The organism is Streptomyces sp. ALI-76-A (assembly GCF_030287445.1).
GTDB lineage: Bacteria > Actinomycetota > Actinomycetes > Streptomycetales > Streptomycetaceae > Streptomyces.
Genome location: NZ_JASVWB010000002.1, coordinates 3800803 through 3827287, shown reverse-complemented (window position 1 = coordinate 3827287; position 26485 = coordinate 3800803). Strand labels below are relative to the sequence as shown.

The window sequence follows — 26485 nt, the reverse complement described above, 5'->3', positions numbered from 1 at the left end:
CGGACCGCCTCTGCCGGAGCCGTCCCCGCTCGCCGTACCGCTCCTGCCGGAGCCGTGCCCGCTCGCCGTACCGCTCCTGCCGGAGCCGTCCCCGCTTCCCGTACCGGCTCTGCCGGAGCCGTCCCCGCCTCCCGCCTCGCCGGCGCCGGACTGTTTGCGGCGGCGGCCGGCCCCGCCGTTCGTGCGGCGGCCGCCCTCCCGGCCCGGTCCGCCGTCCGGCCGCGCGTCCGGACGGGTCCCCTCCCCGTGCACACTGCTGTGCGTCATCCCCAGTCTCCCCACCCTCGCACCGCCGAACGGGCCTGTCCCACGTCCCCTTAGACGTACGACAGGCCCGTCAGGTCACTCGGCGCACTCGACCTTGTCAGCCGTGGACTTCCGAATTCCCTCCGGCGCCTTCGTCGGAGTGGTCAGCGACACGCCGGCGCCCTCGAAGTCCTTGCCCAGGGTCAGCGTCATCGCGGGCAGCCCCTGGGAGTTGGTCACGCTCTTGCCCGGCTTCATCGCCGAGCCGGACAGGCCCATGATGTCCGCCAGCCGACGTGCCTGGTCGGCCTGGTCGGGAGCGTACTCGAGCGTGGTCCTGGCCAGTTCCTCCGGTGCGTTGCCCGCGTTCTCGGACTTCTCGACCCCCTCGTCCAGCTGAAGCCAGTTGAGCGTCTCCTGCGCGCTGCCGGCCACGGCGCCGCCGTTCATGATGCGCACCCGCACCTGTGAGGCGGGCGCCTTGGTGCCCTTCAGACGGGCGGCGACGGCCGCCGCCTCCTTCTTCTTCTGTGCCTTGACCTCGGTGAACGACACGTCCTTCCGGATCATGCTGAACACCTGGGGAGCCGATGACGGGTTGACGACGACGGTCGCCTTGACCTTCTCCGCCGGGTTGTCGATCACCGGGACCGTGGTGAACGTCAGGTTCTTGGTGTTGAGCTTGCCCAGCTCCAGACCGAGGTCCTTCAGCTTGTTGATGCTGTCCAGGTTGGAGTCGACGGTCAGCGCCTTCGTGCCCGCCTCCGCCAGCTTGATCATCTTCGACGGGCTGGTCAGCGTGTCGTTGGACTTCAGTTTCCGCATCAGCGCGCTGAGGAACTGCTGCTGGAGGGTGATCCGGCTCAGGTCACCGCCGAGTCCCACGGCGTGCCGGGTGCGCACGAAGGCGAGAGCCGTCTCGCCCGAGATGTGCTGCGTCCCCTTCTTCAGGTCCAGATGCGAGTCCGGGTCCTTGATGTCCTTGGCGAGACACACGTCGACCCCGCCGACCGCCGTGGTCAGCGTCTTGACCGCGTTGAAGTCGGCGACCATGAAGTTGTCGGGAGTGACCCCGGTCAGCTCGGTGACGGTCCGCACGGTGCAGCTGGGCGTCCGGCCGTCCTGCCCGAGGCTCGTGTTGAAGCGGACGCCGGCCGTGCCCGGGATGATCTTCTGGCTGCCGTCGGCCTGCTGGGTGGGACAGTCGGGGACGTCGACGATCAGGTCGCGCGGGATGCTGAGGGCGGTCGCGTTCGTCCGGTCCTTGGAGACGTGCAGCAGGATCGTGGTGTCCGCGTGCCCGACGCTGCCGGCGTCGCCGTAGCCCTCGTTGCCCGAGCCCGTGCGCTTGTCGGTGCCGATCACCAGGATGTTGATGGCCTTGTCCTTCTGGAAGCCACCGGTGCTCGCGCCGTCGTCGGCGACGGACTGGATGTTGCCGTTGAGGTGCTCGATGTAGAGGTAGGCGCCCCCCGCCGCGGCCACCAGCACGAACGCCATCGTGCCGCCGGTCCACAGCAGGGCCTTCCTGGCCTTCGAGGTCTTCTTGACCGGCCGGCGCCCGCGCCGGCCCGGCAGCGGCTCCTCGGGCGCGCCGCGCCGCCTGCGCGGGGGCGGGACCTGGCGGCCGGGTGCGCCACGGCCGGGTACGTCACGGCCAGGTGTCTCAGGGCTGGACGTCTCGCGGTCAGGAGTCCCACGGCCGGAAGTCCCACGGCCGGAAGTCCTGCGGCCGGGACTCTCGCGGCCGGGGGTCGCGGGTGCCGCCCTGCGACCGCGTGCCGGGGCCGTTCCGGCCGGGACGGCGGCCCGCGGTCCGGGAACCGCCGACTGCGGTGCGGAAGGGCCCAGTCGCAGTTCGTATTCGCCGGTCTCCGGGTTGAGTACCCACTGGTCTGCGGGGTCGATGTCGTCCGCCCGCCCACGGCCTTGCGCGTCCACGGTTGTCCGATTCCTCCGTCGGGGCACGCGGCGCCTTCCCCCTCAAAAGGCGCCCGGGTCTCGGTCTCACGGTGCCTGACCCAGGACGGACCTTGTGGCCGGGTGCACCGGATCGCTCACACTAACCGCCAGGTAAGGCGGGAAGCGACGCCGGTGACGCATTCCACTTCCCTACAAGCGGGCAATCCGCCCATATTCTCGGACGCCGGTTCGCCACCTTGGCGAATGCTTTACTCGCAGGGGTCTTCGGCGGCGGTGTTCCCGCGGAACGTGGGCGTCGGGGAAATCGGGGGCGCGGGTTCGGCGGGCCGCTTCTCGCCCGGTTTCCCGTCGTCAGCTCCGTAGCCGGCCTGGGAGTTGTAGTGGCGGCTGTACTCGTACTCGCCGTAGTCGAACGACTCCCCGGCGGAATCGCCGCCCTCCTCTTCGTCCCCCATTTCGTCGTTCTCGCCGCTGTCCCGCGCCGGGTCGGAGCTTTTCGTCGTGGAATCCTCGGGAGCGGCCCGGGTCACCTCGACCGGCGCGTCCGAGCGCAGTCGCTCGAACAGCTTCTCGGCTTCCGGTTCCACGAGTTGGTCGCGATTGGCGTTGTAGACGTACGACTCCCGGGGCACGGTCAGGAATTGCACGCGTTCGGTGGGGATGTGACGTACTCCGCGCACGAGTTCGTACAGCCCGCGCAGGCTCGCCAGACCGGGATCGGTCGTCAGGGAGGACGTGGCCGCGTCCAGCACGGGATAGAGCTTCACCGGGTTCAGCAGGACGTCGTTGCCGCGCACCTTGTTGACGAGGGCACCCAGGAAACGCTGCTGACGCTCCATCCGGTCGGTGTCGCTGCCGTTGCCGAGGGACTTGCGGACGCGGACGTAGCCGAGGGCCTGCTCGCCGTCGAGCTTCACCCGTCCCGCCGGCAGCCTCAGTTTGGCGGCCTTGTCGTGGATCGGCTCGGTGAGGCACACCTCGACGCCGTCGATCGCGTCGACCATGTCCTTGAACCCGTGGAAGTCGACGACCACGTAGTGGTCCACGCGGATGTCCGTGAGCCGCTCGACGGTCCGCACGGTGCAGGCCGAACCGCCCATCTGGAAGGCGTAGTTGAACATCGCGAACATGGGCTCGGTGCGGCTGCCGTCGGGCCGGCGGCAACTGGGGACGTCCACCATGAGGTCCCGGGGCAGCGAGACGGCGGTGGCGCTGCGGCGTCCGGCGGCCAGGTGCAGCAGGATGGTCGTGTCGGACCGCTCGGTCCCGGAGTCCCGCCCGTACCGGCGGTTCCCGTCCCCCGACCGGGAGTCCGACCCGATCACCAGGATGTTCCGCGCGCCCCGTACGAGCGCGGTGGGCCGCTCCTCCTCGTACCGGGCGAGTTCGGCCGCGGCCGCCTCGTCGGGCGTGATGTTGCCGTCGAGCTTCGCGTAGACGGCCCATCCGGCCCCGCCGGCCGCGAGCACGCCGACCGCCACGACGAGTCCCGTCCCGCGCACCCACCTCCGCCTCCGCCGCCGTATCAGCCCCCGCCCGGTGGCGGAGGCCCCCACCCCCGGACTGAGGCCGACGGCGGCGCCGTCCCGTGAGAAGGGCGCACCTGCGGTGTCGGTCACGTCGGATCCACCCCTCATGACGTACGAGCGTGTCGTGCGGGCTGCTTCTACGACGATGGCGCGGACGGAGGGCGGGGGGCGGATGGAGATGGGCCGAACGGGGGAGGGGGCGACGCGGCCCCGAGCCGGTACGTCGCCGGCCTGAGCCGGTACCTTCGCTTCTCGTCGGCGCCGGTCCGGGCGACCTCGGTCCGTCCGGCGCCTGAGGGCGAGGCCTCTCCCGGGCGGAAGCGGGGGTCTGGGGACGGCAGCCCCCGGAACGAGCCGGGCGGGCGCGAAGGCCGCTCACCCCCGCCCCGCCTACCGCGCCGTCGCAGTCACCCGCTCACTCTCGATCCGCTTCGCCAGTCCTTCCTCCCCCAGCCGATCGAGGTTCCGGCACAACACCACGGACCCCCCGACGGCCAACGGCGCGTACAACCCCGCGTTCAGTCCCTCCCACGTGTCGTACGGCAACCCGGACAGCACCCGGGACCCCGGCCCCGTGAGCCCCACCCCCGGCGCCTCCGCCCGGGCCCGCTCGACCACCTCGGCCCCGCTGAACTGCCGCCCGGCGACGATCAACGCCGGCTCCTCCGGGTCCACCGGCGCGAACGGCGCGAACCGGTCCCCCTGACCCGGCACCTCGACGGCGTAGTCGGCGAATCCCGCCGGGGCCTGCGGAAACCGCCCGCCCAACGGTCGCAGCGCCATGGCGACGCGCTCTCCGGAGCACGCCCGTGCCGCCTCCAGGGAGTCCGGCCCGCTCACCACGACGTCGGCCGTCCCCGGATCCCCGCCGACGTCCGCGATCACCCCCACCGACGAACACGCCAGCAGCCACACCGCCGTCTGCCAGTGCGCGGGCAGCAGCAGCGCGACCCGGTCACCGGGCGCGGCGGCGAGATCACCCTGGAGGAGGTTCGAGGTCTTGGCCACCCAGTTGGCGAAGGTGGCCACGGACAATTCGACGCGTTCGCCCGTGGCGTCGTCGTAGAAGGTCACCAGTGGGCGTCCGGGATCCGCGGCGAGCGCGGAACGCAGCAGGTCGGCGGGGGTGCGATCGGTGGCGTTCACCCGCAGAAGGGTACGCGGACCGCCCCCGCGCATCGAGCCGCCGGGCCTTCTCCCCACCACCGGTTCGGCGCAACACCGGCCGACGGCCCGTCAATTCCCCGATGGACAGATATGTATGACTATGTCCAAGATCGGGGGCATGCGTGGATTCCTTGTTTCCTCGATCGGTGTCACCTGCGCGGCCGCCCTGGCCCTTCCGCTGACCCCGCCCGCGGCCGCCGCGAACACTCCGGCCCCGGTGAACGCGGCAGCCGTGGCGGCCCACCCGGCCACGATCCATCCGGCCACGATCCATCCGGCTACGACCCGTACGGCCAAGGCTCGTACGGTCACGGCCGGCACGGCTCGGACGACCGCGAGACCGGCGCGGCCCGCGGAGGTGTCCGGCAGCACCCAGTCGCTGCCGCTGAGGCCGCTCGTGAGCGACCGCGCCCTCGGGCCCGCCGGTGAACAGGGCCTGTCCCGCCGGGACGTACGGCGCTTCTCGCTCGTCGGCGTGGTCTGGGACGACCCGGACGCCGAACTCCACGGCCGTGTCCAGGTCCGTACCCGCGCCGCCGACACGGGCGCCTGGTCCGGCTGGCAGGACGTCGAGACGCACAACACCGAACACGCGGCCGACCCGGACACGGCCGAGCGCTCCTCGGGGCGCGTGCGCGGTGCCACGGCCCCGCTGTGGGTGGGTGACTCGGACGGCGTGGAGGTACGCGTCCGGGCGGACGGCGAAACCCGAACGCCCGCCGCCGAGGAGACCACCCGGACCGCCCGGACCACCTCGGGGTCTCATACGGCGACGGCGGCCTCCCCCCTTCCCACCGGCCTGCGCCTCGAACTCGTCGACCCCGGCGAGGAACCCCCGGCCCCCCGCGCCGACACCGCTCCCCAGGACACCGCCCCCCAGGACACCGTCGTCCACGAGACCACCGTCCGGAACCTCGCCCCCACCGCCGACCCGGCCAAGGCCAAGGCCCTCGCCGCCATGGATGCCATGAACGTCATGGACGCCTCCGTCGTCAACGCCGAACTGTCGGCCCCCCTCGGCGCCACCGAGATCCCCGCGCTCGGCCGGGGTGCGACGGAGCGGGAACTGTCCGCCCTGCGCGTCGGCGAGTTGTCGCAGACGCGGCGTGTGAAGCCGTACATCGGACCGCGTCCGGGCATCGTCACGCGGCGCGGCTGGGGCGCGAACGAGACGCTGCGGGAACGGAAGTTCGTGTACACGAAGAAGGTCAAGGCGGCCTTCGTCCACCACACGGCCTCCGGCAACGGATACCGCTGCGCGCAGGCGCCCTCCGTCATCCGTGGTATCTACCGCTACCACGTCAAGAGCATGGGCTGGCGCGACATCGGCTACAACTTCCTCGTCGACAAGTGCGGAAAGATCTACGAGGGGCGGGCGGGGGGCGTGGCGAAGCCGGTCCTGGGCGCGCACACCCTCGGGTTCAACTCCAACAGCATGGGCATCGCCGTCCTCGGCACGTTCGGCTCCGCCAAGCCGCCCGGCGCCGCGGTGAAGGCCGTCGCCCGGCTCACCGCGTGGAAACTCGGCCTCTACGGCGCCAATCCGCGCGGGAAGACATACCTGAAGTCCGGCGGTGGCAATCTCTACCGGAAGGGCAAGAATGTGCGACTGAACGTGATCTCCGGTCATCGGGACGGCTTCGCCACGGCGTGCCCCGGCTGGCAGCTCTACCGCAAGCTCGGCTCGGCCCGCACGACCGCGGCCCGCTACCAGGGGCGCTAGGACCCGGGCCGGGGCCCAGGGGGCTCGGCAACCGTCCGGGCGGGCCGGGAACCGTCCGGGACGCGGAGGAGTCTGTCCGTTCGACCGCTGTCCGGAGGACACGTCCGTCGCTGTCGGGTGGCACGAGGCTGCATGCCGCACGGCCGTCCAAGGCGTCGCACACCGGTCTGCATACACTGGCCGGCCGAAAGAGAGTTCGGCCGGTCCCGGCAGGAAGCGGAGACGACAGGTGACAGAAGCGATCCTCCTGGTCGGCGGCAAGGGCACCCGGCTGCGCCCGCTCACGGTGCACACGCCGAAGCCCATGGTCCGCGCTGCCGGGGTCCCCTTCCTCACGCACCAGCTGGCCCGGGCGAGAGCGGCGGGCGTCGACCACATCGTGCTCGCCACCTCCTACCTGGCCGAGGTCTTCGAGCCGTACTTCGGCGACGGCTCGTCGCTGGGCCTGCACATCGAGTACGTGACGGAGGAGGAGCCGCTCGGCACGGGCGGCGCGATCCGCAACGTCGCCTCCCGCCTCCACTCGGGCCCCGACGACCCGGTCCTGATCTTCAACGGTGACATCCTCACCGGCCTGGACATCAGGGCGCTGGTGGACACCCACGGGCGGACGGGCGCGGACGTCTCCCTCCACCTCACGAAGGTCACGGACCCGCGCGCCTACGGTCTGGTCCCCACGGACGACACGGGCAGGGTCCTGGCGTTCCTGGAGAAACCGCAGACCCCCGAGGAGATCGTCACCGACCAGATCAACGCGGGGGCGTACGTCTTCCGCCGCTCGGTGATCGACACCATCCCGGCGGGCCGCCCCGTGTCGGTGGAACGCGAGACGTTCCCGGACCTGCTGGCAGCCGGGGCCCACCTGCAGGGCATGGTCGACTCGACGTACTGGCTGGACCTCGGCACCCCGGCGGCCTTCGTCCGCGGCTCCGCCGACCTGGTCCTGGGCCGGGCCCCGTCGCCCGCGGTCCCCGGCCTCTGCGGTGACCGCCTGATCCTCCCGACGGCCACGGTGGCGCCCGACGCCAAACTCACGGGCGGCACGGTGGTCGGCGAGGGCGCCTTCGTCGCGGAGGGCGCCCGGGTCTTCGGTTCGACGATCCTGCCCGGTGCCGTCATCGAACCCGGCGTGGTCATCACCGACTCCCTGATCGGGACCCGCGCCCGCGTCGGCGAGCGCTCCGTCCTCAGCGGCACGGTCATCGGCGACGGCGCGGTCATCGGCGCCGACAACGAACTGCGCGAGGGCATGCGCGTCTGGTGCGGCGCCCGCATCCCGGCGGGAGCGGTGCGCTTCTCCTCGGATCAGTAACGCCTCTCCGCAGCCCCTCTCCGCCGGCCCGAAACGGCCCAGCAGGTCAGCCGGTCCGGCGTTTGAGGACACGCTGCCGGGTACGGGCCGGCAAACCCTGCCTGTCCGGCGCTTGAGGGCGCATTGTCCGGTAGGGCCCAGGAAAGTCAGCCTGTCCGGCGTTTGAGGACGAGGGCGGTGCAGGGCCGAAGCGGGGGTGTGGGGGCGGCGGCCCCCACGGCCCGTCATCTCACAGCCGCCCGATGTCCCCCCGAGGCATCCGCGGCGCCCGCCGAGCCGGCACCTTCCCGCTGAGCAGGATCAGCCGAGCGGCCCGGTGCCGCTGCCCGGAATACGGCTCCAGCAACTCCAGCATCACCGCGTCGTCCGCGTCCCGATCCCCAGCCAGCGCCCACCCCACGATCCCCGGCAGATGCAGATCCCCGGTGGTCACCGCGTCCGCCGCCCCATGGCTGCGCTGCACGACCTCCGCCGACGTCCACGGCCCGATCCCCGGCACCACCTCCAGGCGGGCCCGCGCCGCGCCCGGCTCCATGCGCACCGCTTCCTCCAGCCGTCCCGCCACCCGCACCGCCCGCAGGATCGTCGACGCCCGCTTGTTGTCGACCCCCGCCCGATGCCACTCCCACGACGGGATCAGCGCCCACGTCCGCGGCGGGGGCATCACCCACAGCCGCCCGCCCGCCGCGGGCCCCGGCGCCGGCTCCCCGAACTTCCGTACCAGCGACCGCCACGCCCGGTACGCCTCGTCGGTGGTGACCTTCTGCTCAAGGATGGACGGGATCAGCGACTCCAGCACCAGTCCGGTCCGCGTCAGCCGCAGCCCCGGCCGCCGATGCCGGGCCATCGCCACCACCCGGTGCCGAGGCGTGAACGCGGACGGATCGTCATGGGCGCCCAGCATCCCCGGCAACTGCTCCAGCAGCCACTCCGCCCCCGGCCCCCACGCCTCCCCGCGCACCGCGCCACCGGCCGCCGCGACCCGCAGCGTCCCCGGCCCGGCAGGGGTGAGACTGGCCCGCCACACCGACCCGTCCGGCATCGCCCGGAACGTCGGATCCACCGGCCCGCGCCGCAGCGGCCCGAGCACCAGCCCGAGATCGAGCGGCCCGTCCGGCACCCACGTACGCACCCGCCCCGCGGCCACCGGCGCCTCCCGGCGCGCGGCGGGCACGACGACCTCCCCACCGCGCACGGTCGTACGCGTGGGCCGCGGGGAGAACCGTCCTGCCACGAGTGAGGCCCCAGGGATTCGAGAGGGAGAAGTCCTACGAGGGTAGGCGCAGCCCGACCCGCACCGACACACCCCGGCCGAACCCACGTCCACCGGGCACCTCGACGCGGAGGACGCGGATCACGACAACCGACGCTGCGGACGCGGATCACGACAACCGGCGCGGAGGACGCGCGTCACCGCACCTCGACGAACGCCTCCGCGTCCCGCTCCGGCCGCGCCCGCGGCTCCTCCGCGGGATGCCCGACCGCCACCGCCCCCATCGGATCCCAGTCCGGCGGCAGCTCCAGCACCCGGCGCACCACGTCCCGGCAGAACATCGTGGACGACACCCACGCCGACCCCAGCCGCTCCCCGGCCAGCGCGACCAGGAAGTTCTGTACACCGGCTCCCGCGGCGACCACGAACATCTCCCGCTCGGCCCCGTCCCGCCGCGCGTCGCCGTACGTGTGCGAGCCGTCCATGACGAGACACGGCACGACGAGATACGGCGCGCCCCGCAGCACCTCTCCGCGCCGCACCCGCCTGGCGATGGACTCCTCGCTCTTGCCGTCCCGCCGCAGATCGGCGATCCACGCCTCGCGCATGGCGTCCAGCAACCGGGTCCGCGACTCCGGCGACTCCAGCAGTACGAACCGCCACGGCGTCGTGTGGTGCGGGGCCGGCGCCGTCACGGCCGCGGCCACGGCCCGTCGGACGGCTCCCGGGTCGACCGGCTCGTCCGTGAAGGCCCGTACCGTACGCCGCTGGGTCACCGCCGCCCGTATCGCCTCCGAGGTGCCCAGCCGGAACATGTCGTCGCGCGCGCCGCGCACCATGGCGCGGGCGCCCTCGCCGTGCTCCCCGGCCACCATCTGCGGCAGCCCGCGCACCACGGCGACGGGCAGCCCGGCGGACTTGCCCTTCACCAGGTCACCGGCGGCGGCCAGCTCGTCCGCCGTGGCCACGACCGTCGCGCTGAGCGGCTGGCCGTGCGCGTCCGTGCCCCCGCGCAGGTCGTCGAGCACCCGCACACCGGCGGCGCCGATCGCCACGTCCGTCAGCCCGGCGCGCCAGGGCCGCCCGAACGTGTCGGTGACGACCACGCCGACGTCGACGCCGAGGGCGTCCCGCAGGCCGTCCCGGATCGTCCGCGCGGACGCGTCCGGGTCCTCGGGCAGCAACAGCACCGTCCCGGAGGGGGTGTTGGAGGCGTCGACCCCGGCGGCGGCCATGACGAGCCCCTGCCGGTTCTCGACGATCCTGAGCGCCCCGCGCCGCGCCACGACCCGTACCGTCTCGGCGTCGATCGCCGCTTCCCGGTCGGACGCCCGGACGATCCGGCCCTCCGCCTTGGACACGATCTTCGAGGTGACCAGGACGACGTCCCCGTCGGCCAGCGCCGGCTCGGCGGCGGCGATCAGCTTGGCGAGGTCGTCGCCCCGCTGCACCTCGGGGATCCCCGGCACGGCCCAGACCCGGTAGCCGTCGGCGGCACCGCTCACAGCGCCCGCACCTCCTCCGCCAGCGTCAGGGCCTCCCGCGCCATCTGCGCGGACGCGTCGAGGTCGGTCATCATCAGCGGTACGGCCCGGCACCTGATGCCGGCGGCCTCCACGCGCTCCACCACACCCGCGTCCACGGTGTCGACCAGCCAGCCGTCCAGCAGCCCCGAGCCGTAGTGCTCGGCGACCGCCGCGGCCGTCGACTCCACGCCGAGGGCCGCGAGCACCTTGTCGGCCATCCCGCGCACGGGCGCGTCCCCCACGATGGGGGACAGGCCCACCACCGGCACCCCGGCGTCCGCGATCGCCTCGCGGATGCCGGGCACGGCGAGGATCGTGCCGATGGAGACGACGGGGTTGGAGGGCGGGAAGAGCACGACGTCCGCCTCCGCGACGGCCTCCAGAACGCCCGGCGCCGGCTTGGACTGCTCCGCCCCGACCGGCACGATCGCCTCGGCCGGCACGGAGGCCCGCAGCCGCACCCAGTACTCCTGGAAGTGGATGGCCTTGCGCTCCCCGTCGACCTCGACCGCGACATGGGTCTCGACCCGGTCGTCCGTCATCGGGATCAGCCGTACGCCCGGCCGCCACCGGTCGCACAGCGCCTCGGTCACCGCGCTCAGCGGATACCCCGCGCTGATCATCTGGGTCCGCACGATGTGCGTGGCGAAGTCCCGGTCGCCCAGCCCGAACCATTCGGGCCCCACGCCGTAGGCCGCGAGTTCCTCCTTGAGGTGGAACGTCTCGTCGGCCCGCCCCCAGCCCTGCTCCTCGTTGATGCCGCCGCCGAGCGTGTACATCACCGTGTCGAGGTCCGGGCAGACCTTCAGCCCGAAGAGGTGGATGTCGTCCCCGGTGTTGCCGATGACCGTGACGTCCGCGTCCGGCGCGGCCTGCTTCAGACCGCGCAGGAACCGGGCACCACCGATGCCGCCTGCCAGAACCACAATGCGCATGGCCCAAGTCTTGCAGGCGGGTACGACAACGTGTCAGGCGGTCACGGCGTCCACGTCCGCGGAGGGTGCGGAGGCCGTGCAGGCGGTGCGCATCGGCATCTCGGTCAGCCCCGGGTAGTAGATGTGCAGGCTGACGGCCGGCTCCAGGGCGTCGTTGACCACCTCGTGCACGTACCCCGGCGCGAACACCCGCTGCGCGCCCGCCCCCAGCGCGCGCGTTCCGCGATCGGTCCGCTCGGTCAACGTGCCCTCCAGGACGGTCAGGACACCGGAGGAACGGCCGTGGTCGTGCGGTCCGCTGCCCTGCCCGGGGACCCAGGACAGCAGCCACACCTCGTAACCGGGACCGGTACGCAGCCGGTGGTACCAGCGGGTCGTCGCGTCGTAACGGACCAGGTGCTGCCACTGGGCGCGGTCGGCGGCCAGGGAACGGGCCAGGCCGGCGAACTCGGCGACGGTGGCCGGATGCTCGCGCGGGGGCTGGAGCAGGTGCGGGACTTCGAGGATGTCGCCGGCGATCTGGAGGTCGCTGTCGCTGTTCATGGGGTGCTGGGTTCCTCGGCGGAAGAGTGGGGGCTGGCTGGGTGTCGCGTACCGTCCGCCCGGATCACGGACGGGAGACAGGCCCGGTCAAGGGCTCGACCCTGGTGGGGTGCAAGGAGACAGCAGCCGAGTCGCGGTGGGACTCGAGCGCAACTGGAGCGCGTCGGCTCAACAGCTGGGACAGCAACAACAGCTACAGCGAGCATGGGCAGCACCGAGGGACCCGGCCGAGCGGGTCGAGGTGAGTGCCAAGTTCGCGAGCATGCCCACAAGGACATCGGCTCACACCTTCACTGTCAACTCGGCACCCGGCAAGTGGGACATGTTTCACCTCATCCGGTTCAACCGTCAGGTGAAAGGTTTGTTCAGGCGTCACCCGGGACACATGGCGCTCATCCGGGCGCACACCTCGATGCGATCTCGTGATCCGACTGTGATCCGGTTCGCATCGACGCGACGCGTCGGAACGGGATCCGGGTTCTGGGCGTCCTTCTCCGTACGGGGCCGGAAGGGCACCGCGCGGCTGGGGGGTTCTCTCGGGCCCTGTCCGCTTGTCAAGGTTTATGCCGATTTGAACACTTTCCGCAAGGCCTTGGTTCCGCAGAGTGAATAAGGGACCCAATAGCAGATCTCGGCTTGACTCGCCCGGAGCAGCACACTTGTAATTTCACTCGTGTCGTTCAGCCGAAATCGGTAACGGCCGCAGCACGGGGACGCGAGTAGACGGACGAGGGGCGCACATGACCGAGACGGTGCAGCAACTGCTGGTCGACGACGCGGACGAGGAACTCGGCTGGCAGGAGCGCGCGCTGTGCGCCCAGACCGACCCCGAGTCCTTCTTCCCCGAGAAGGGCGGATCCACGAGAGAGGCCAAGAAGGTCTGCCTCGCCTGTGAGGTCCGCTCCGAGTGCCTCGAGTACGCCCTCGCCCACGACGAACGCTTCGGCATCTGGGGCGGCCTGTCCGAGCGCGAGCGGCGCCGGCTGAAGAAGGCCGCGGTCTGACGGCCCTGGTCCGCCGGCCACCCGCCCCGGAGGACGAGCACCCGCGCCTCCACACCTTCCCGAGCGGCCCGTCGCAGGTGGTTGTCCACAGGCGGCGGGCCGCCGGCATGCCCAGCCGATAGTGTGGGCGCTCGTCCGAGACGCCTCGCCGCCCTGTCGGGGCACAGGCGTCCACCGCAGTCCACCGAACCGGGGCCCGTACCTCGATGTCCGTGCACAGCCACTCGGCAGCCCAGCAAGACACCGCTGCCACACCTGAGTTCCCGCGTCACGTGGTGACCGCGGTCCTCGTCTCCCACGACGGAGCCCGCTGGCTGCCCGACGCGCTCGCCGGGCTGCTCGGCCAGGAGCGCCCCGTGCAGTTCGCCCTGGGCGCCGACACCGGCAGCGCGGACGACTCCGCCCAGTTGGTCACCGACGCCCTCGGCGCCGACCGGGTGCTGCATCTGGCCCGGCGTACCGGCTTCGGCCAGGCCGTCGAGGAGGCGGACCGCACCGCCCCCGTGCTCACGCCGGAAGAGCTGCCGTACCTGAAGCGGCCGAGCGGCTGGGACCCGGTCACGCGCACCTGGCGCGACGACACCTACGACCTGCCCGAGCTTCCGCACGGAGAGCCGGTGCAGTGGCTGTGGCTGCTCCACGACGACTGTGCCCCCGACCCCGACGCCCTGGCCCAGCTGCTGCGGGTGGTGGACAACGAGTACGGACTGGGCCGGGACGACGTCGCCGTGGTGGGCCCCAAGCTCCGCGGCTGGTACGACCGGCGTCAGCTGCTGGAGGTCGGCGTCACCATCGCCCACTCCGGCCGCCGCTGGACCGGCCTGGACCGCCGCGAACAGGACCAGGGCCAGCACGACCACGTCCGGTCCGTGCTGTCCGTCTCCACCGCCGGCATGCTGATCCGCCGCGACGTGTTCGAACAGCTCGGCGGCTTCGACCGCCGGCTCCCCCTGATGCGTGACGACGTCGACCTGTGCTGGCGTGCCCACGCGGCCGGCTACCGCGTCCTGATCGCCCCGGAAGCCGTCGTACGGCACGCCGAGGCGGCTTCGCGCGAGCGCCGCGCCGTGGACTGCGCGGGCCGCACCACCGCCTCCCCGCACAAGGTCGACAAGGCCGGCGCCGTCTACACCCTGCTCGTCAACACACGCACCGCGGTCCTGCCCTGGGTGCTGCTGCGGCTCGTCGTCGGCACCCTGCTGCGGACCGTCGCCTACTTGGTCGGCAAGGTCCCCGGACAGGCCGTCGACGAGATCCGCGGACTGCTGGGCACCCTGCTGCGGCCCGAGCGGATCCTCGCCGGGCGCCGCAAGCGCGGCCGTCCGGCCGTCGACAAGGCCGAGATGCGGCCGCTGTTCCCGCCGCCGGGCGCGACGATCCGCGCCACCTTCGAGCAGGCCGCGGGAGACCTCTTCGGCAGCTCCGACCCCGAGGCCGCCTCCGGCGCCGGACGGCACGGCGGCGGGCTCGAGTCCGGGCCCGGCGGTGACGACGCCGACTTCCTGGAGGTCGAGCAGTTCGCCCGCCTGAAGCGCGTCGCCCGCAAGCCCGGCCCGGTGCTCTTCCTGGCGCTGCTCCTCGTCTCCCTGGTCGCCTGCCGCGCCCTCCTCGGCGGCGGCGCGCTCGCGGGCGGCGCCCTGCTGCCCGCCCCGGCCGACTCCGGTGACCTGTGGTCGCGCTACCTGGACGCCTGGCACACGGTGGGCGCCGGCGGCATCTCGTCCGCGCCGCCGTACCTCGCCCTCCTCGCGATGCTCGGGTCCGCGCTGTTCGGCTCGACCGGCCTCGCGGTCACCCTCCTGTTGGTCGGTTCGGTCCCACTGGCCGGCTTCACCGCGTACTTCGCCTCCCGCCCGCTCGTGGAGTCGCGCCTGCTGCGCGCGTGGGCCGCCGTCGTCTACGCCTTTTTGCCCGCCGTCACCGGCGCCCTCGCCGGCGGCCGCCTCGGCACCGCCGTCCTCGCCGTCCTGCTGCCGCTCCTCGCGCGCGCGGGCATCGCGGCCGGCGGCCTCGCCCACACCTCCGACGCCCGCGGCAGCTGGCGCGCCACCTGGGCGTACGCCCTCCTGCTGACCGTCACCACCGCGTTCACGCCGGTCGTCTGGCCCGTCGCGCTGATCCTCGGCGTCGGCCTGCTGGTCGTGCGCCGAGCCGAGATCACCGCGTACGGCCTGCGGTTCCTGGCCCAGCTCGGCACCCCGCTGCTCGTCCTCACGCCCTGGTCGCTGTCCCTGCTCCCGTCCGGCTTCTTCCAGGAAGCCGGCCTGGAGTACGGCACCTCGGCGGCCTCCGCCCTCGACCTGCTCGGCATGAGCCCCGGCGGCCCGGGCACGGTCAGCGGGCTGATGCTCGTCGGAGTCGTGCTGGCCGCGCTCGCCGCCCTGCTGCGCTCCGAGCGGCAGTTCGGCATCCGCACGGCCTGGGCCGCCGCCCTCGTCGGCCTCGTTCTCGCGGTCCTGTCCAACGCCTCCGCCTGGGCCGGCCCCGCCACCCTCGTCTACGGCCTCGCCCTCCTGGCCGCCGCCGTCCTCGGCGCCGACGGAGCCCGCGCGCGGGTGGCCGAGCAGAGCTTCGGCTGGCGCCAGCCCGTCGCCGCGCTGATCGCCTTCGCCTCGGCCGCGGGTCCCCTGCTGGTCGCCGCGGGCTGGATGATCGCCGGCGCCGACGGGCCGCTGGAGCGACGCGACCCCGTGCAGGTGCCCGCGTTCGTCGCCGAGGAGAGCGGCACCCGCGACCAGGCCCGCACCCTCGTCCTCGACAGCGACTCCGCCGCCCACGTCGGCTACATGCTGGTCCGCGGCTCCGGCGCCCGCCTCGGCGACGCCGAACTCGCCGCCGCCGACGGCGAGAACAGCAGACTCGACAAGGTCGTCGCCAACCTCGTGGCCGGCTCCGGCGCCGACCAGGCCGACCAGCTCGGCGAGTTCGCCGTGCGCTACGTGCTCGTCCACAGGGGCGCGCCCCGCGAGGTCACCCGCGTCCTGGACGCCACGCCCGGCCTGACGCGGCTCAGCCAGCAGGACGGCAGCGCCCTGTGGCGGGTCGACCAGCAGGTCGCGCGCGCCACCGTCGTCCCCGAGTCCGGCACCCCGCAGCCGGTCGCCGCCGGCCCGGTCGACATCCACACCACGATCCCGGCCGGCGCCGACGGCCGCGTCCTGCGTCTCGCCGACACCGCCGCCGAGGGCTGGACGGCCACCCTGGACGGCAAGCCGCTCTCCCGTACCACGGTCGACGGCTGGGCCCAGGGCTTCCGGCTCCCCGCCTCCGGCGGCCGGCTGGACGTCACCTTCGAGGCCCCCTTCGCCCACACCGCCTGGCTGTGGGCCCAGGGCGCGCTCGCCGTCGTCCTGGTCGTGCTGGCCCTGCCGGGCCGCCGCCGGGACGTCGACGACGACCTCCCCGAGGAGCCCGCCGTCCCCGCCCAGGCCGTCGCCGGCGAGGGCCGCCGAGCCCGCCGTCTGCGCGCTCAGGCGGAGGCCGAGGAGGGCGGCCGGCCCGACGAGTTCCCGCCCCCTGCCGCGGAGGAAGCCCCGGCCCCCGTCCCCGCCGCCGTCCCGCAGCAGCAGGCCTACGGCGAGTGGGACACCCCCCAGCACGCGGGCACCGACTACGGCTACGGGCAGTACCAGGGCGCCCAGCAGCAGTACCCGGAGGCCGGTTACGACCAGCAGCCGTACCAGGCGGACCCGTACCAGGGCGGCCAGTACGACCCGTACGCCTACGGCGGCCGGCCCCAGCAGACGCCCTACGACCAGGGTTACGGCCAACAGCAGTACCAGCCGCAGGGATACGACCAGGGGTACGACCCCACGTACGACCCGGAGCAGCAGCCGCCGCCCCCGCACGGCAACGGCAGTGAGCAGCGCCCCGACGGGAGTCAGCAGTGAACCGCAGCACCCTGTCCCTGTTCGCCGGCACGGCCGCGCTCGCCGCCGTCACCGCCTTCGCCGTGCTCACCACCCCCGAAGCCGGCGGCACCGACACCGCGAAGGCGGCCGCGGAACTGCCCGTGGAGCGCACCAGCCTGCTGTGCCCGGCGCCCAGCCTCTCCGACCTCGCGGAGACGTCGTACACGTCCTTCACGCCCGTCACCAAGGGCACCGCGAGCGACGGCACGGCCGAACTCCAGCCCGTCACCGGGCAGTCGGACGGCGAGGGCGAGGGCGAGGGCGAGGGGAAGAAGAAGGCCGACAAGCCGGTCCTCACACCGAAGAAGCCCGGCACCCCGGTCACCGCAGACGTCTCCGGCGGCGACACGCCCGCGCTGCTCGGCACCGCCGAGGGCCAGTCCGCCCCCGGCTGGACCCTTCAGGAGACCACCGAGGTCGCCGCGGGCACGGGCCGTGGCCTCCAGGGCGTCAACTGCACCGCCCCCGACACGGAGTTCTGGTTCCCCGGCGTCAGCACGGCCGCCGACCGCACCGACTACGTGCACCTGACCAACCCCGACGACTCCGCGGCCGTCGTCGACATCGAGCTCTACGGCAAGGACGGTGCCCTGAAGAGCACGGTGGGGGAGGGCATCACGGTCAAGCCGCACTCCAGCGATCCGGTCCTGCTGTCCACGCTCACGGACGAGAGGCAGGAGAACCTCACCGTCCACGTGAACGTCCGCAGCGGGCGCGTGTCCGCCGCCGTGCAGGCCCTGGACGACCGGCTCGGCGGGGACTGGCTGGCCGCCTCCACGGACCCCGCGGGCAGCCTGGTGCTGCCCGGCATCCCGAAGGACGCCACCGCCGTGCGCCTGGTCGCCTTCACGCCCGGCGACTCGGACGCCGACCTGAAGGTGAGTCTCGCCTCCCCGACCGGATCGATCACCCCCGCCGGGAACGAGACGCTGCACGTGAAGGCGGGCATGACGACGGCCGTCGACCTCGGTGACGTCACCCGCGGCGAGGCCGGCTCCCTGATCCTGACCCCGACCGAGCGGTCCGTGCCGGTGGTCGCCGCCCTGCGGGTCGTCCGCGGCAAGGGCGACGACCAGGAGACGGCGTTCATCCCGGCCACCGCCCCGGTCGGCGCACGCGCGACGTCCGCTGACAACCGCTCCAAGGGCACCACGCTCTCCCTGACCGCGACGGGCCGCACCGCCCAGGTCAAGGTCACCGCCTCGGCGGGCAGCGGCGGCGGCACACCCGCGTCGAAGACGTTCACGATCAAGGCGGGCACCACCCAGGACGTCGAGGCCCCGGTCCCCAGCGGCCTGAAGGGCACGTACGCGCTGACCGTCGAGCCGGTCTCCGGCGGCCCGGTCCACGCGGCCCGCACCCTGGCGGTCACCGAGGACGGCGTCCCGGGCTTCACGATCCAGACGCTCGCGTACGACCGGGGAACGGTGGCGGTGCCGGAGGCGGACGAGGACCTGTCGGTGCTGCAGAAGTAGACCGTCCTTCCCGGGACGGCGGTCCTTCCGGGGTGGCGGTCTCTCCCGGGACGGCGGGACGGTCGGTCAGTCCTCGCCGTACCGGGGATCCACCGTCTCGGGAGTCAGCCCCAGCAGCTCCGCGACCTGCTCCACGACGATCTCGTGCACCAGCGCGGCCCGCTCGTCGCGTCCCTTCGTACGGATCTCCACCGGCCGCCGGTAGACGACCACCCGGGCCCGCCGTCCCTCCCGCGCGGGCATGGTGCCGCCCAGGGGTACCGCCTCGTCGTTCCAGGCCTGTCCCGGCCCGTCGAGCCGAGGTACCTCCAGCACCAGGAAATCGATGTCAGCGAGCTGCGGCCACCGTCGCTCCAGCCGTTCCACGGAGTCCTGCACCAGATCCGCGAACGCCTCCGCACGGCTCGCGGCGAGCGGTACCTGCGGGGGCGCGATCGGACCCCGCATGCCCCGCCCGTGGCGATCACGGCGGCGGGGCCCGGGGCCGGCGGCACGGGGGGTTACGGGGTTGTCCATCACCGCTGAAGCGTAGTCCCCGCCAGGCCCGGGTGCCCGATGCCCACGCGGCGTCGCGGGCCGCGCCCGCACCCCTGCCCCGCATGACGGCAGTTGACCATTCCAGCCAAGGTTGGGCTCGATTCCGTATCCCTCCGAGACCGCCGATCTCAGGCCGATTGACGGGGTTTGTGCCGAGTGGTGACCGGGCTCCGGACCGTTCGGGGTCTCGAAAACCGGCGTCGGCGCAGGTCAGTGACGTGTGTCCGGCGGGGCGTGTGGGGCGTTTCACACCCCGACACGGTGGATCGACCTGGGGGAGAGTCGTCGCGGCCCGCTCAAGAGTGCGGTACCGTCCAACGTCGTGAGCCCTGTACGTCGCTGTTCGCGCACCGCTTGCGGCCGTCCCGCCGTCGCGACGCTGACGTACGTCTACGCCGACTCGACCGCGGTCCTCGGCCCGCTCGCCACCTACGCCGAACCCCACTGCTACGACCTGTGCGCCGAGCACTCCGAGCGCCTCACCGCCCCGCGCGGCTGGGAGGTCGTCCGCCTCCTCGACGGTTCGGCTCCGGCCCGGCCCAGCGGCGACGACCTGGAAGCGCTTGCCAACGCGGTGCGGGAGGCGGCCCGCCCCCAGGAACGCGCGGTCGGCGGCGGGACCATGGGGCGTGGGGCGGACCCGATGGAGGTCGCGCGCCGCGGCCATCTGCGGGTGCTCCGCTCGCCGGACAACTGAGGGCCAAGTCCCTGCCGTCCCACCCGATGTGACCGAATGACGCATGCCTGGGGCGTGCCTGACGCGGGCGCCCGTTGACGGGCCTCTTCCCCATTCTCTGGATCGTCCCTGTGGATCGTCGTCAACGCCCTGTGGTTCTACCGGGTGACGGTCCGCACCGGGCACTTCGACATCCCGCGCGGCTCCTTCGGGCTGCTGTCCGACGACCCGCGCATCCAGGCTTTCGTGGCCGCCTTCAGCTTCGGTGCCCTCCTGGAGGCCCTCGCCGGCTTCGGCGCACCGGTCGCGATCTGCTCGGTCATGCTCGTGGCACTGGGCTTCGAGCCGGTGCGCGCGGTGGTCGTCGCGCCGGTCGCCTTCGGCGCGATGGCACACCAGTCGGTGTGCGGAGTCGCCTTCGCCGTGGCGCGGTTCTCCGCCCCGAACGACGTCTCCGCGCAACTCACGGACATCGGGGCGGCCTTGGTCGGCGCCGGCGCCCTGGTCGCCGTACCGCACGCGCGGCGGGCACGCGCGCGTGCCGGTCGGGGAGCAGGCCGCCACGGTGCACGAGCTGAGGTTCGCGATCCTGACCGTGACGTCAGTCCTGGCGGCCCTGGTCCACGTCATGAACCTCTCCGGGCAGCCCGTTGCCTGATGGTGGTCGGGCAGAGGGCGCCGGTGCTGGGCCGGATGCCGCCCTGACGCTTGCTGACCTGAGGTTACGGCTGGAAGTCCAGTCGGCTTCCGTACCCCTCGCTGTCCGTGGGTGCGGGTAGTTTGTGGTGACCACAGGACTTTTCAGAAGGGTTGGCCGTGGCTGCTGATCTCTCACAGCTCGTAAAGGCGTACGACGTGCGCGGGGTCGTGCCCGACCAGTGGGACGAGTCGCTGGCCGAGCTCTTCGGGGCCGCCTTCGTCCAGGTGACCGGCGCGCGCGCCATCGTGACCGGGCACGACATGCGACCGTCGTCCCCGGGCCTGTCGCGCGCCTTCGCGCGCGGGGCGGCCGCACGCGGGGTGGACGTCACCGAGATCGGCCTGTGCTCGACCGACCAGCTCTACTACGCCTCCGGCGCGCTGGACCTGCCCGGCGCGATGTTCACGGCCTCGCACAACCCCGCCCAGTACAACGGCATCAAGATGTGCCGCGCGGGCGCCGCTCCGGTCGGCCAGGACACAGGCCTCGCCCAGGTCCGCGAACTGGTCGAGGGGTGGAGCGAGTCGGGCGCCCCCGCACCGGCCGCGACACCGGGAACGCTCACCCGGCAGGACACGTTGGAGGAGTACGCGGCCCACCTCCGCTCCCTCGTCGACCTGACCTCCATCCGTCCTCTGAAGGTCGTCGTCGACGCCGGCAACGGCATGGGCGGCCACACCGTCCCGACGGTCTTCGCGGGCCTGCCGCTGGACGTCGTCCCGATGTACTTCGAGCTGGACGGCACGTTCCCCAACCACGAGGCCAACCCGCTCGATCCGGCGAACCTCGTCGACCTGCAGAAGCGCGTCCGCGAGGAGGGCGCCGACCTCGGCATCGCCTTCGACGGCGACGCCGACCGCTGCTTCGTCGTCGACCAGCAGGGCGACCCGGTCTCCCCGTCCGCCGTCACCGCCCTGGTGGCCTCCCGCGAACTGGCCCGGCACGGAGGCAAGGGCACGGTCATCCACAACCTGATCACCTCCTGGTCGGTACCGGAGGTCGTCAGGGAGCAGGGCGGTACGCCGGTACGCACGCGCGTGGGCCACTCCTTCATCAAGGCCGAGATGGCGAGAACCGGCGCGATCTTCGGCGGCGAGCACTCCGCGCACTACTACTTCAAGGACTTCTGGAACGCCGACACGGGCATGCTGGCCGCCCTCCACGTCCTCGCCGCCCTCGGCGGCCAGCAGGGCACGCTCTCGGCCCTGGTCGCCCAGTACGACCGCTACGCCGGCTCCGGCGAGATCAACTCCACGGTCGCAGACCAGACGGGCCGCCTCCTGGCCGTCCGCTCCGCGTACGAGGGCCGCGAGGGCATCGAGCTGGACGAACTCGACGGCCTGACGGTGTCCTCGACGGACTGGTGGTTCAACGTCCGCCCCTCCAACACGGAGCCCCTGCTCCGCCTGAACGCGGAGGCGCGCGACGAACCCACGATGGCCAAGGTGCGGGACGAGGTGCTGGGGATCATCCGGGGCTGAGGGCGGGTGCAAGGCTGGGACCACCCGCGACCGAGGCCGGGTTCTCCGGCCGGGGCGGCGGGGGCGGCGGGGGCGGCGGGGGCGGCAGAGCCGGCCGGGGTGGCCGGGGTGCAGGGGCACCCGGGGCGGCAGGAGCGCCCGAGGCGCGGGGTGGCCGGGGCGGAAACACCGAGGTGGGCACCCACGCCGGCGGCGGTCGAAGCGGCCGAGCTGTTCACACACGTCGCGGAATCACCGAGGTGGGCACCCACGTCGGCGGAAACACCGAGGTGGGCACCCGCGTCGGCGGTTCACGGACCCCGTCCGCTCGACGCCCCGCACGCCACGCCGACCGTTCGCCGACCCCGTCCGCGCAACGCCCCGCGGCCCACTCCCACCGGCGGTACCCTGACCAGGCACATCCGCATACGCACGCGCACGCTCACCCGCCCCGAAGGGACACCCCATGCCGCTCGAAGCCGGCCTCCTGGAGATCCTCGCCTGCCCGGCCTGCCACGCACCCCTCGAGGAGCAGGACACCGAGCTGATCTGCACCGGACAGGACTGCGGCCTGGCATACCCCGTGCGCGACGGCATCCCCGTTCTCCTCGTCGACGAGGCCCGCCGCCCCGCGTGAGCGACCGGCGACCCGGAGACCCGCGCATCCGACGAACCCGGCGACCGGAGGCTGCCGTCCCATGCTCAACGAATCGCTGCTCGACACCCCCGACGCACTCACGGAGGCCGACCACCGCGGCCTGCTCCGCGGCGCCGCCGAAGCCGGCGCCCGCGTCCGCACCGCCGTGCGGCACGCCGCCGAGGCCGGTGTGCAGGACCTCAAGCCGGACGGCCGCCCCCGCGCCGTGCTCATCGCGGGCCCCGGTGCCGCCGCCACCCACACCGCCGACCTCCTCGGCACCCTCGCCGGCCCCGGCAGCCCCGTGATCCGCCTGGCTCCCACCGGTGTCGCCCCCGCCGCGGGCGCCCTGCGCTGGGACCTGCCCGGCTGGACCGGCTCCGTCGACCTGCTCCTGATCGCCACCCCCGACGGCACGGAGCCCGGCCTGTCCCTGCTCGTCGAGGCCGCCTACCGCCGTGGCTGCACGGTCGCCGCCGTCGCCCCCGTCGACACCCCGCTCGCCGAGTCCGTGGAAGGCGCCCACGGCCTCTTCGTACCGGTGGCCACCGCCCCGTACGACGTGGAGGAGCCCCTCGCCGCGTCCGCTCCCGGAGTCCTGTGGGCGCTGCTCACCCCGCTCCTCGCGCTGCTCGACCGCACCGGCGTGCTCACCGCCCCGCCCGACGCCCTGGAGAAGGTCGCCGACCGGCTCGACCGCATCGCCGAGCGCTGCGGCCCCGCCATCGCGACCTACAGCAACCCGGCCAAGACCCTGGCCGCCGAGCTGGCCGACGCCCTCCCGGTCATCTGGACCGAGGGCACCTCCGCGGGGCCCGCCGGCCGCCGTTTCGCCGCCGCCCTCGCCGAGCTCTCCGGCACACCGGCGGTCGTCGCCGAACTGCCCGAGGCACTCGCCGCCCACAGCGCCCTGCTCGCGGGCCCGCTGGCCGCCGGCGCCGACCCCGACGACTTCTTCCGCGACCGTGTGGAGGAACCACCCGCCCTGCACGCGCGCGTGGTGCTGCTGCGCGACCGTCCCCTCGGCGGCCTCACCGCCGCGCCCACCGCCCGTGACCTGGCCCTCAGCCACGACACGCCGATCAGCGAACTGGAGCCGGAACCCGGCGGTGAACTGGAGACCCTCGCGGAACTGATCGCCATGACGGATTTCGCCGCCGTTTACCTGGCGCTCGCCTCAGGGGCCTGACCTTGGCCCAGGCCTCCTGGGCGCGCCTTCCCACCAGCGCCCGCTGAGCAGCGTACGTACGGAGAAGAAGACACACCATGGACCGCCTCGACAACACCGTCCGCCCCTACGCCTGGGGTTCGACCACCGCGATCCCGCAGCTGCTCGGCGTCGAGCCGACCGGTGAACCGCAGGCGGAGATGTGGATGGGCGCCCACCCGGGCGCACCCTCCCGCACCGGACGCGGCACGCTCGTCGAGGTCATCGAGGCCGACCCGGAACGGGAGTTGGGCGCGCCGGCCGTCGCCAGGTTCGGCCCGCGCCTGCCCTTCCTGCTCAAGATCCTCGCAGCCGGCGCCCCCCTCTCCCTCCAGGTGCACCCCGATCTGGAGCAGGCCAAGGAGGGGTACGCGGACGAGGAGCGCCGGCACATCCCCGTCGACGCCCCCTACCGCAACTACAAGGACGCCAACCACAAGCCCGAACTCATCTGCGCCCTCACCGAGTTCGACGGCCTGTGCGGCTTCCGCGACCCGGCCGAGGCCGCCGGCCTCCTCGACGGTCTCGGCGTCGACGCCCTCAAGCCGTACGTCGACCTCCTGCACGCCCGCCCCGAGGACGCGGCCCTGCGCGAGGTCCTCACGGCGATCCTCACCGCCGACCCGGACGAGATGGCACGGACGGTCACCGCGGCCACCTCCGCCTGCGCCCGCCTCGGCGGCGCCTACGCCCCCTACGCGGACATCGCCCACCACTACCCCGGCGACCCGGGCGTCATCGCGGCCATGCTCCTCAACCACGTCCGGCTCCAGCCCGGCGAGGCCCTGTTCCTCGGCGCCGGCATTCCGCACGCCTACCTCAACGGCCTCGGCGTCGAGATCATGGCCAACTCGGACAACGTCCTGCGCTGCGGCCTGACGCCCAAGCACGTCGACGTCCCCGAACTCCTGCGCGTCGTCCGCTTCGAGCCGAGTGACCCCGGCGTGCTGCGCCCCGAGGCCTTCCCGGACGGCGAGGAGCTCTACGCCACCCCGATCGACGAGTTCCGGCTGTCCCGGTACGTCCTTCCCGACGGCGCCGCCGCCCACGACCTCACCCGCGCGACCCCCCAGATCCTGCTCTGCACGGCCGGAACGGTGAAGGCGGGAGAGTACGAGCTGACGCCCGGGCAATCCGTGTTCGTACCGGCGCACGAGAAAGCCGAGGTGTCCGGGGCGGGCACGGTGTTCCGAGCCACCGTGATTGTCTGACCGCTCCTGTGGATACCTGACGCACCGGTGCCGCATGGCACTGCAACAATGACCCACCGGCAAAGGCCCGGCAAAGGCCCGGATCCTGGGCGACCGCGTACACACGAAGGCGAAGGGACAACGCGAACAGATGAGCGCGTCAGGCGGTACCAAGGCGATCGTGGCGGCACTCGCCGCCAACCTCGCGATCGCAGTAGCGAAGTTCGTGGCGTTCCTCTTCAGCAACTCTTCGTCGATGCTGGCCGAGTCCGTGCACTCGCTCGCCGACTCCGGCAACCAGGCCCTGCTGCTCGTCGGCGGGAAGAAGGCCAAGCGCGAGGCCACCCCGGAACACCCCTTCGGTTACGGCCGCGAGCGCTACATCTACGCCTTCCTCGTCTCCATCGTCCTCTTCTCGGTCGGCGGCATGTTCGCCATCTACGAGGGCTACGAGAAGATCAAGCACCCGCACGAGATCGAGCACTGGTACTGGCCGGTGGGCGTCCTGGTGTTCGCGATCATCGCCGAGACCTTCTCCTTCCGCACGGCGATCAAGGAGTCCAACCCCCTGCGGGCCGGTCGGTCCTGGAAGGACTTCGTCCGGCACGCCAAGGCCCCGGAGCTGCCCGTCGTCCTTCTGGAGGACCTCGGCGCCCTCGTCGGCCTGATCCTGGCCCTCATCGGCGTGAGCGTGGCCCTGGCCACCGGCGACGGCGTCTGGGACGGCATCGGCACCCTCTGCATCGGCATCCTGCTCATCCTGATCGCGCTCGTCCTGGCCGCCGAGACCAAGTCGCTGCTGCTCGGTGAGTCCGCGGGCGTCGAAGAGGTCAGGAAGATCGAGGCCGCGATCGTCGACGGCGACACCGTCACCGGCATCATCCACATGCGCACGCTGCACCTCGGCCCCGAGGAGCTCCTGGTCGCCGCCAAGATCGCCGTGGAGCACGACGAGACCGCCGCCGAGGTCGCCTCCGCCATCAACGCCGCCGAGGCCCGCATCCGCGAAGCCGTGCCGATCGCCCGCGTGATCTATCTCGAACCCGACATCTACAGCGAGACCGAGGCCGCCAAGGGCGCCGACAGCGAGGCCACCCCCGGCGGACCGACCCCCCATCCCGCCGGTCACTGACCGCTCGTCCGCAGACGGGGTCCGCCGAGTCGCTCGGCGGACCCCGTCGTCCGTCCACCGCCGCACCTGACAGCCGTTCACAACGGCTGCCCCCCACCTGCCGCAGCAGCCGTACGGCCACGGCGACGACGCCCGGGCCGGGCCCGGTGCCCCGAGCCTGCCGACCAGCGGCAGCCCCAACGGCCACGCCCCACCGCCCACACGCGCCGAGGACCACCCGCTCCCACGGCGCCACCCACAGCCGCTACCGGACATCTTCACGCCGACGCCCGGGCCCCGGACGACCCGTGTGCTTCACCACGCTGCACGCGGGCGATACGCGGGCGGGACGCCGGTCGGACGTGCGGCCACCGACCTGTTCCCGCTCCTCAGCCCGCCCGTCACCGCCCCCGGCAGGGACCGGCGCGCACCCGGTCCACTCGCCGTGATGGCTCGATGT

The 26485-nt window shown here is 72.9% G+C and carries 19 protein-coding genes and 1 pseudogene; 12 read left to right on the top strand and 8 right to left on the bottom strand.

The window, feature by feature from the left end:
- Positions 1–342 precede the first annotated feature (342 nt).
- From QQS16_RS17930 to QQS16_RS17920, 3 genes are all read right to left on the bottom strand, one after another.
- Positions 343–2187, bottom strand: a complete 1845-nt coding sequence (locus tag QQS16_RS17930) for an LCP family protein (protein ID WP_286062811.1) — start codon at positions 2185–2187, stop codon at positions 343–345.
- Between the two features lie 230 nt (positions 2188–2417).
- Positions 2418–3806 (bottom strand): LCP family protein, encoded by a 1389-nt coding sequence (locus QQS16_RS17925; protein ID WP_502963809.1) that lies wholly within the window; start codon positions 3804–3806, stop codon positions 2418–2420.
- Positions 3807–4088: 282 nt separating this feature from the next.
- A complete protein-coding gene (locus tag QQS16_RS17920) occupies positions 4089–4844 on the bottom strand; it encodes a TIGR03089 family protein (RefSeq protein ID WP_286062810.1) in 756 nt (251 codons plus the stop codon).
- Positions 4845–4983: 139 nt separating this feature from the next.
- Here QQS16_RS17920 and QQS16_RS17915 point away from each other — a divergent pair, with 139 nt between their 5' ends.
- Both QQS16_RS17915 and manB read left to right on the top strand, forming a co-directional pair.
- The gene (locus QQS16_RS17915; protein WP_286062809.1) at positions 4984–6588 is read left to right on the top strand and encodes a peptidoglycan recognition protein family protein; all 1605 of its coding nucleotides are present in this window, start codon (positions 4984–4986) and stop codon (positions 6586–6588) included.
- Between the two features lie 229 nt (positions 6589–6817).
- Positions 6818–7900 carry a mannose-1-phosphate guanylyltransferase gene (gene manB / locus QQS16_RS17910; RefSeq protein ID WP_286062808.1) on the top strand — a complete coding sequence of 361 codons (1083 nt, stop codon included), beginning with the start codon at positions 6818–6820 and terminating at the stop codon, positions 7898–7900.
- Between the two features lie 229 nt (positions 7901–8129).
- Here manB and QQS16_RS17905 read toward each other — a convergent pair whose 3' ends face one another.
- The 4 genes from QQS16_RS17905 to QQS16_RS17890 form a co-directional block, all read right to left on the bottom strand.
- Positions 8130–9134 (bottom strand): DNA-3-methyladenine glycosylase family protein, encoded by a 1005-nt coding sequence (locus tag QQS16_RS17905; protein ID WP_286062806.1) that lies wholly within the window; start codon positions 9132–9134, stop codon positions 8130–8132.
- 176 nt (positions 9135–9310) lie between these two features.
- The gene (locus tag QQS16_RS17900; RefSeq protein ID WP_286062805.1) at positions 9311–10618 is read right to left on the bottom strand and encodes a coenzyme F420-0:L-glutamate ligase; all 1308 of its coding nucleotides are present in this window, start codon (positions 10616–10618) and stop codon (positions 9311–9313) included.
- The gene (cofD, locus tag QQS16_RS17895) at positions 10615–11574 is read right to left on the bottom strand and encodes a 2-phospho-L-lactate transferase (protein ID WP_286062803.1); all 960 of its coding nucleotides are present in this window, start codon (positions 11572–11574) and stop codon (positions 10615–10617) included. The genes QQS16_RS17900 and cofD overlap by 4 nt, the downstream gene beginning before the upstream one ends.
- Positions 11575–11607: 33 nt before the next feature.
- Positions 11608–12117: a cysteine dioxygenase gene (locus QQS16_RS17890; protein WP_286062802.1), complete on the bottom strand. Its 510-nt coding sequence runs from the start codon at positions 12115–12117 to the stop codon at positions 11608–11610.
- 740 nt (positions 12118–12857) lie between these two features.
- Here QQS16_RS17890 and QQS16_RS17885 point away from each other — a divergent pair.
- The 3 genes from QQS16_RS17885 to QQS16_RS17875 all read left to right on the top strand — a co-directional run bounded on the left by QQS16_RS17885 (position 12858) and on the right by QQS16_RS17875 (position 18507).
- A complete protein-coding gene (locus QQS16_RS17885; protein WP_286062801.1) occupies positions 12858–13121 on the top strand; it encodes a WhiB family transcriptional regulator in 264 nt (87 codons plus the stop codon).
- 206 nt (positions 13122–13327) lie between these two features.
- Positions 13328–17011: a glycosyltransferase family 2 protein gene (locus QQS16_RS17880; protein ID WP_286062800.1), complete on the top strand. Its 3684-nt coding sequence runs from the start codon at positions 13328–13330 to the stop codon at positions 17009–17011.
- Positions 17008–18507: a DUF5719 family protein gene (locus tag QQS16_RS17875; RefSeq protein WP_286062798.1), complete on the top strand. Its 1500-nt coding sequence runs from the start codon at positions 17008–17010 to the stop codon at positions 18505–18507. The genes QQS16_RS17880 and QQS16_RS17875 overlap by 4 nt, the downstream gene beginning before the upstream one ends.
- 66 nt (positions 18508–18573) lie before the next feature.
- On the opposite strand, the gene QQS16_RS17870 is transcribed toward QQS16_RS17875, so the two are convergent.
- Complete coding sequence (locus QQS16_RS17870; protein ID WP_286066364.1) at positions 18574–19023, bottom strand: metallopeptidase family protein; 450 nt, start codon at positions 19021–19023, stop codon at positions 18574–18576.
- 292 nt (positions 19024–19315) lie between these two features.
- Here QQS16_RS17870 and QQS16_RS17865 point away from each other — a divergent pair, with 292 nt between their 5' ends.
- The 7 genes and pseudogenes from QQS16_RS17865 (at position 19316) to QQS16_RS17835 (ending at position 26046) form a co-directional block, all read left to right on the top strand.
- On the top strand, positions 19316–19741 hold the full coding sequence (locus QQS16_RS17865) for a DUF3499 domain-containing protein (RefSeq protein WP_286066363.1): 426 nt from the start codon (positions 19316–19318) through the stop codon (positions 19739–19741).
- A gap of 108 nt (positions 19742–19849) precedes the next feature.
- A pseudogene (locus QQS16_RS17860) lies at positions 19850–20308 on the top strand (L-lactate permease); the annotation flags it as partial.
- A gap of 228 nt (positions 20309–20536) precedes the next feature.
- Entirely contained in the window at positions 20537–21901 is a 1365-nt protein-coding gene (locus tag QQS16_RS17855; protein ID WP_286062797.1) for a phosphomannomutase/phosphoglucomutase, read from the top strand.
- Between the two features lie 445 nt (positions 21902–22346).
- Positions 22347–22517, top strand: coding sequence for a Trm112 family protein (locus QQS16_RS17850; protein WP_078936097.1), 171 nt, complete (start codon positions 22347–22349; stop codon positions 22515–22517).
- A 61-nt stretch (positions 22518–22578) separates the two neighbouring features.
- Positions 22579–23706: an SIS domain-containing protein gene (locus QQS16_RS17845; RefSeq protein WP_286062795.1), complete on the top strand. Its 1128-nt coding sequence runs from the start codon at positions 22579–22581 to the stop codon at positions 23704–23706.
- Positions 23707–23783: 77 nt separating this feature from the next.
- A complete protein-coding gene (gene manA / locus QQS16_RS17840) occupies positions 23784–24935 on the top strand; it encodes a mannose-6-phosphate isomerase, class I (protein WP_286062792.1) in 1152 nt (383 codons plus the stop codon).
- 130 nt (positions 24936–25065) lie between these two features.
- On the top strand, positions 25066–26046 hold the full coding sequence (locus tag QQS16_RS17835; protein ID WP_286062791.1) for a cation diffusion facilitator family transporter: 981 nt from the start codon (positions 25066–25068) through the stop codon (positions 26044–26046).
- The last annotated feature ends 439 nt before the right edge of the window (positions 26047–26485 follow it).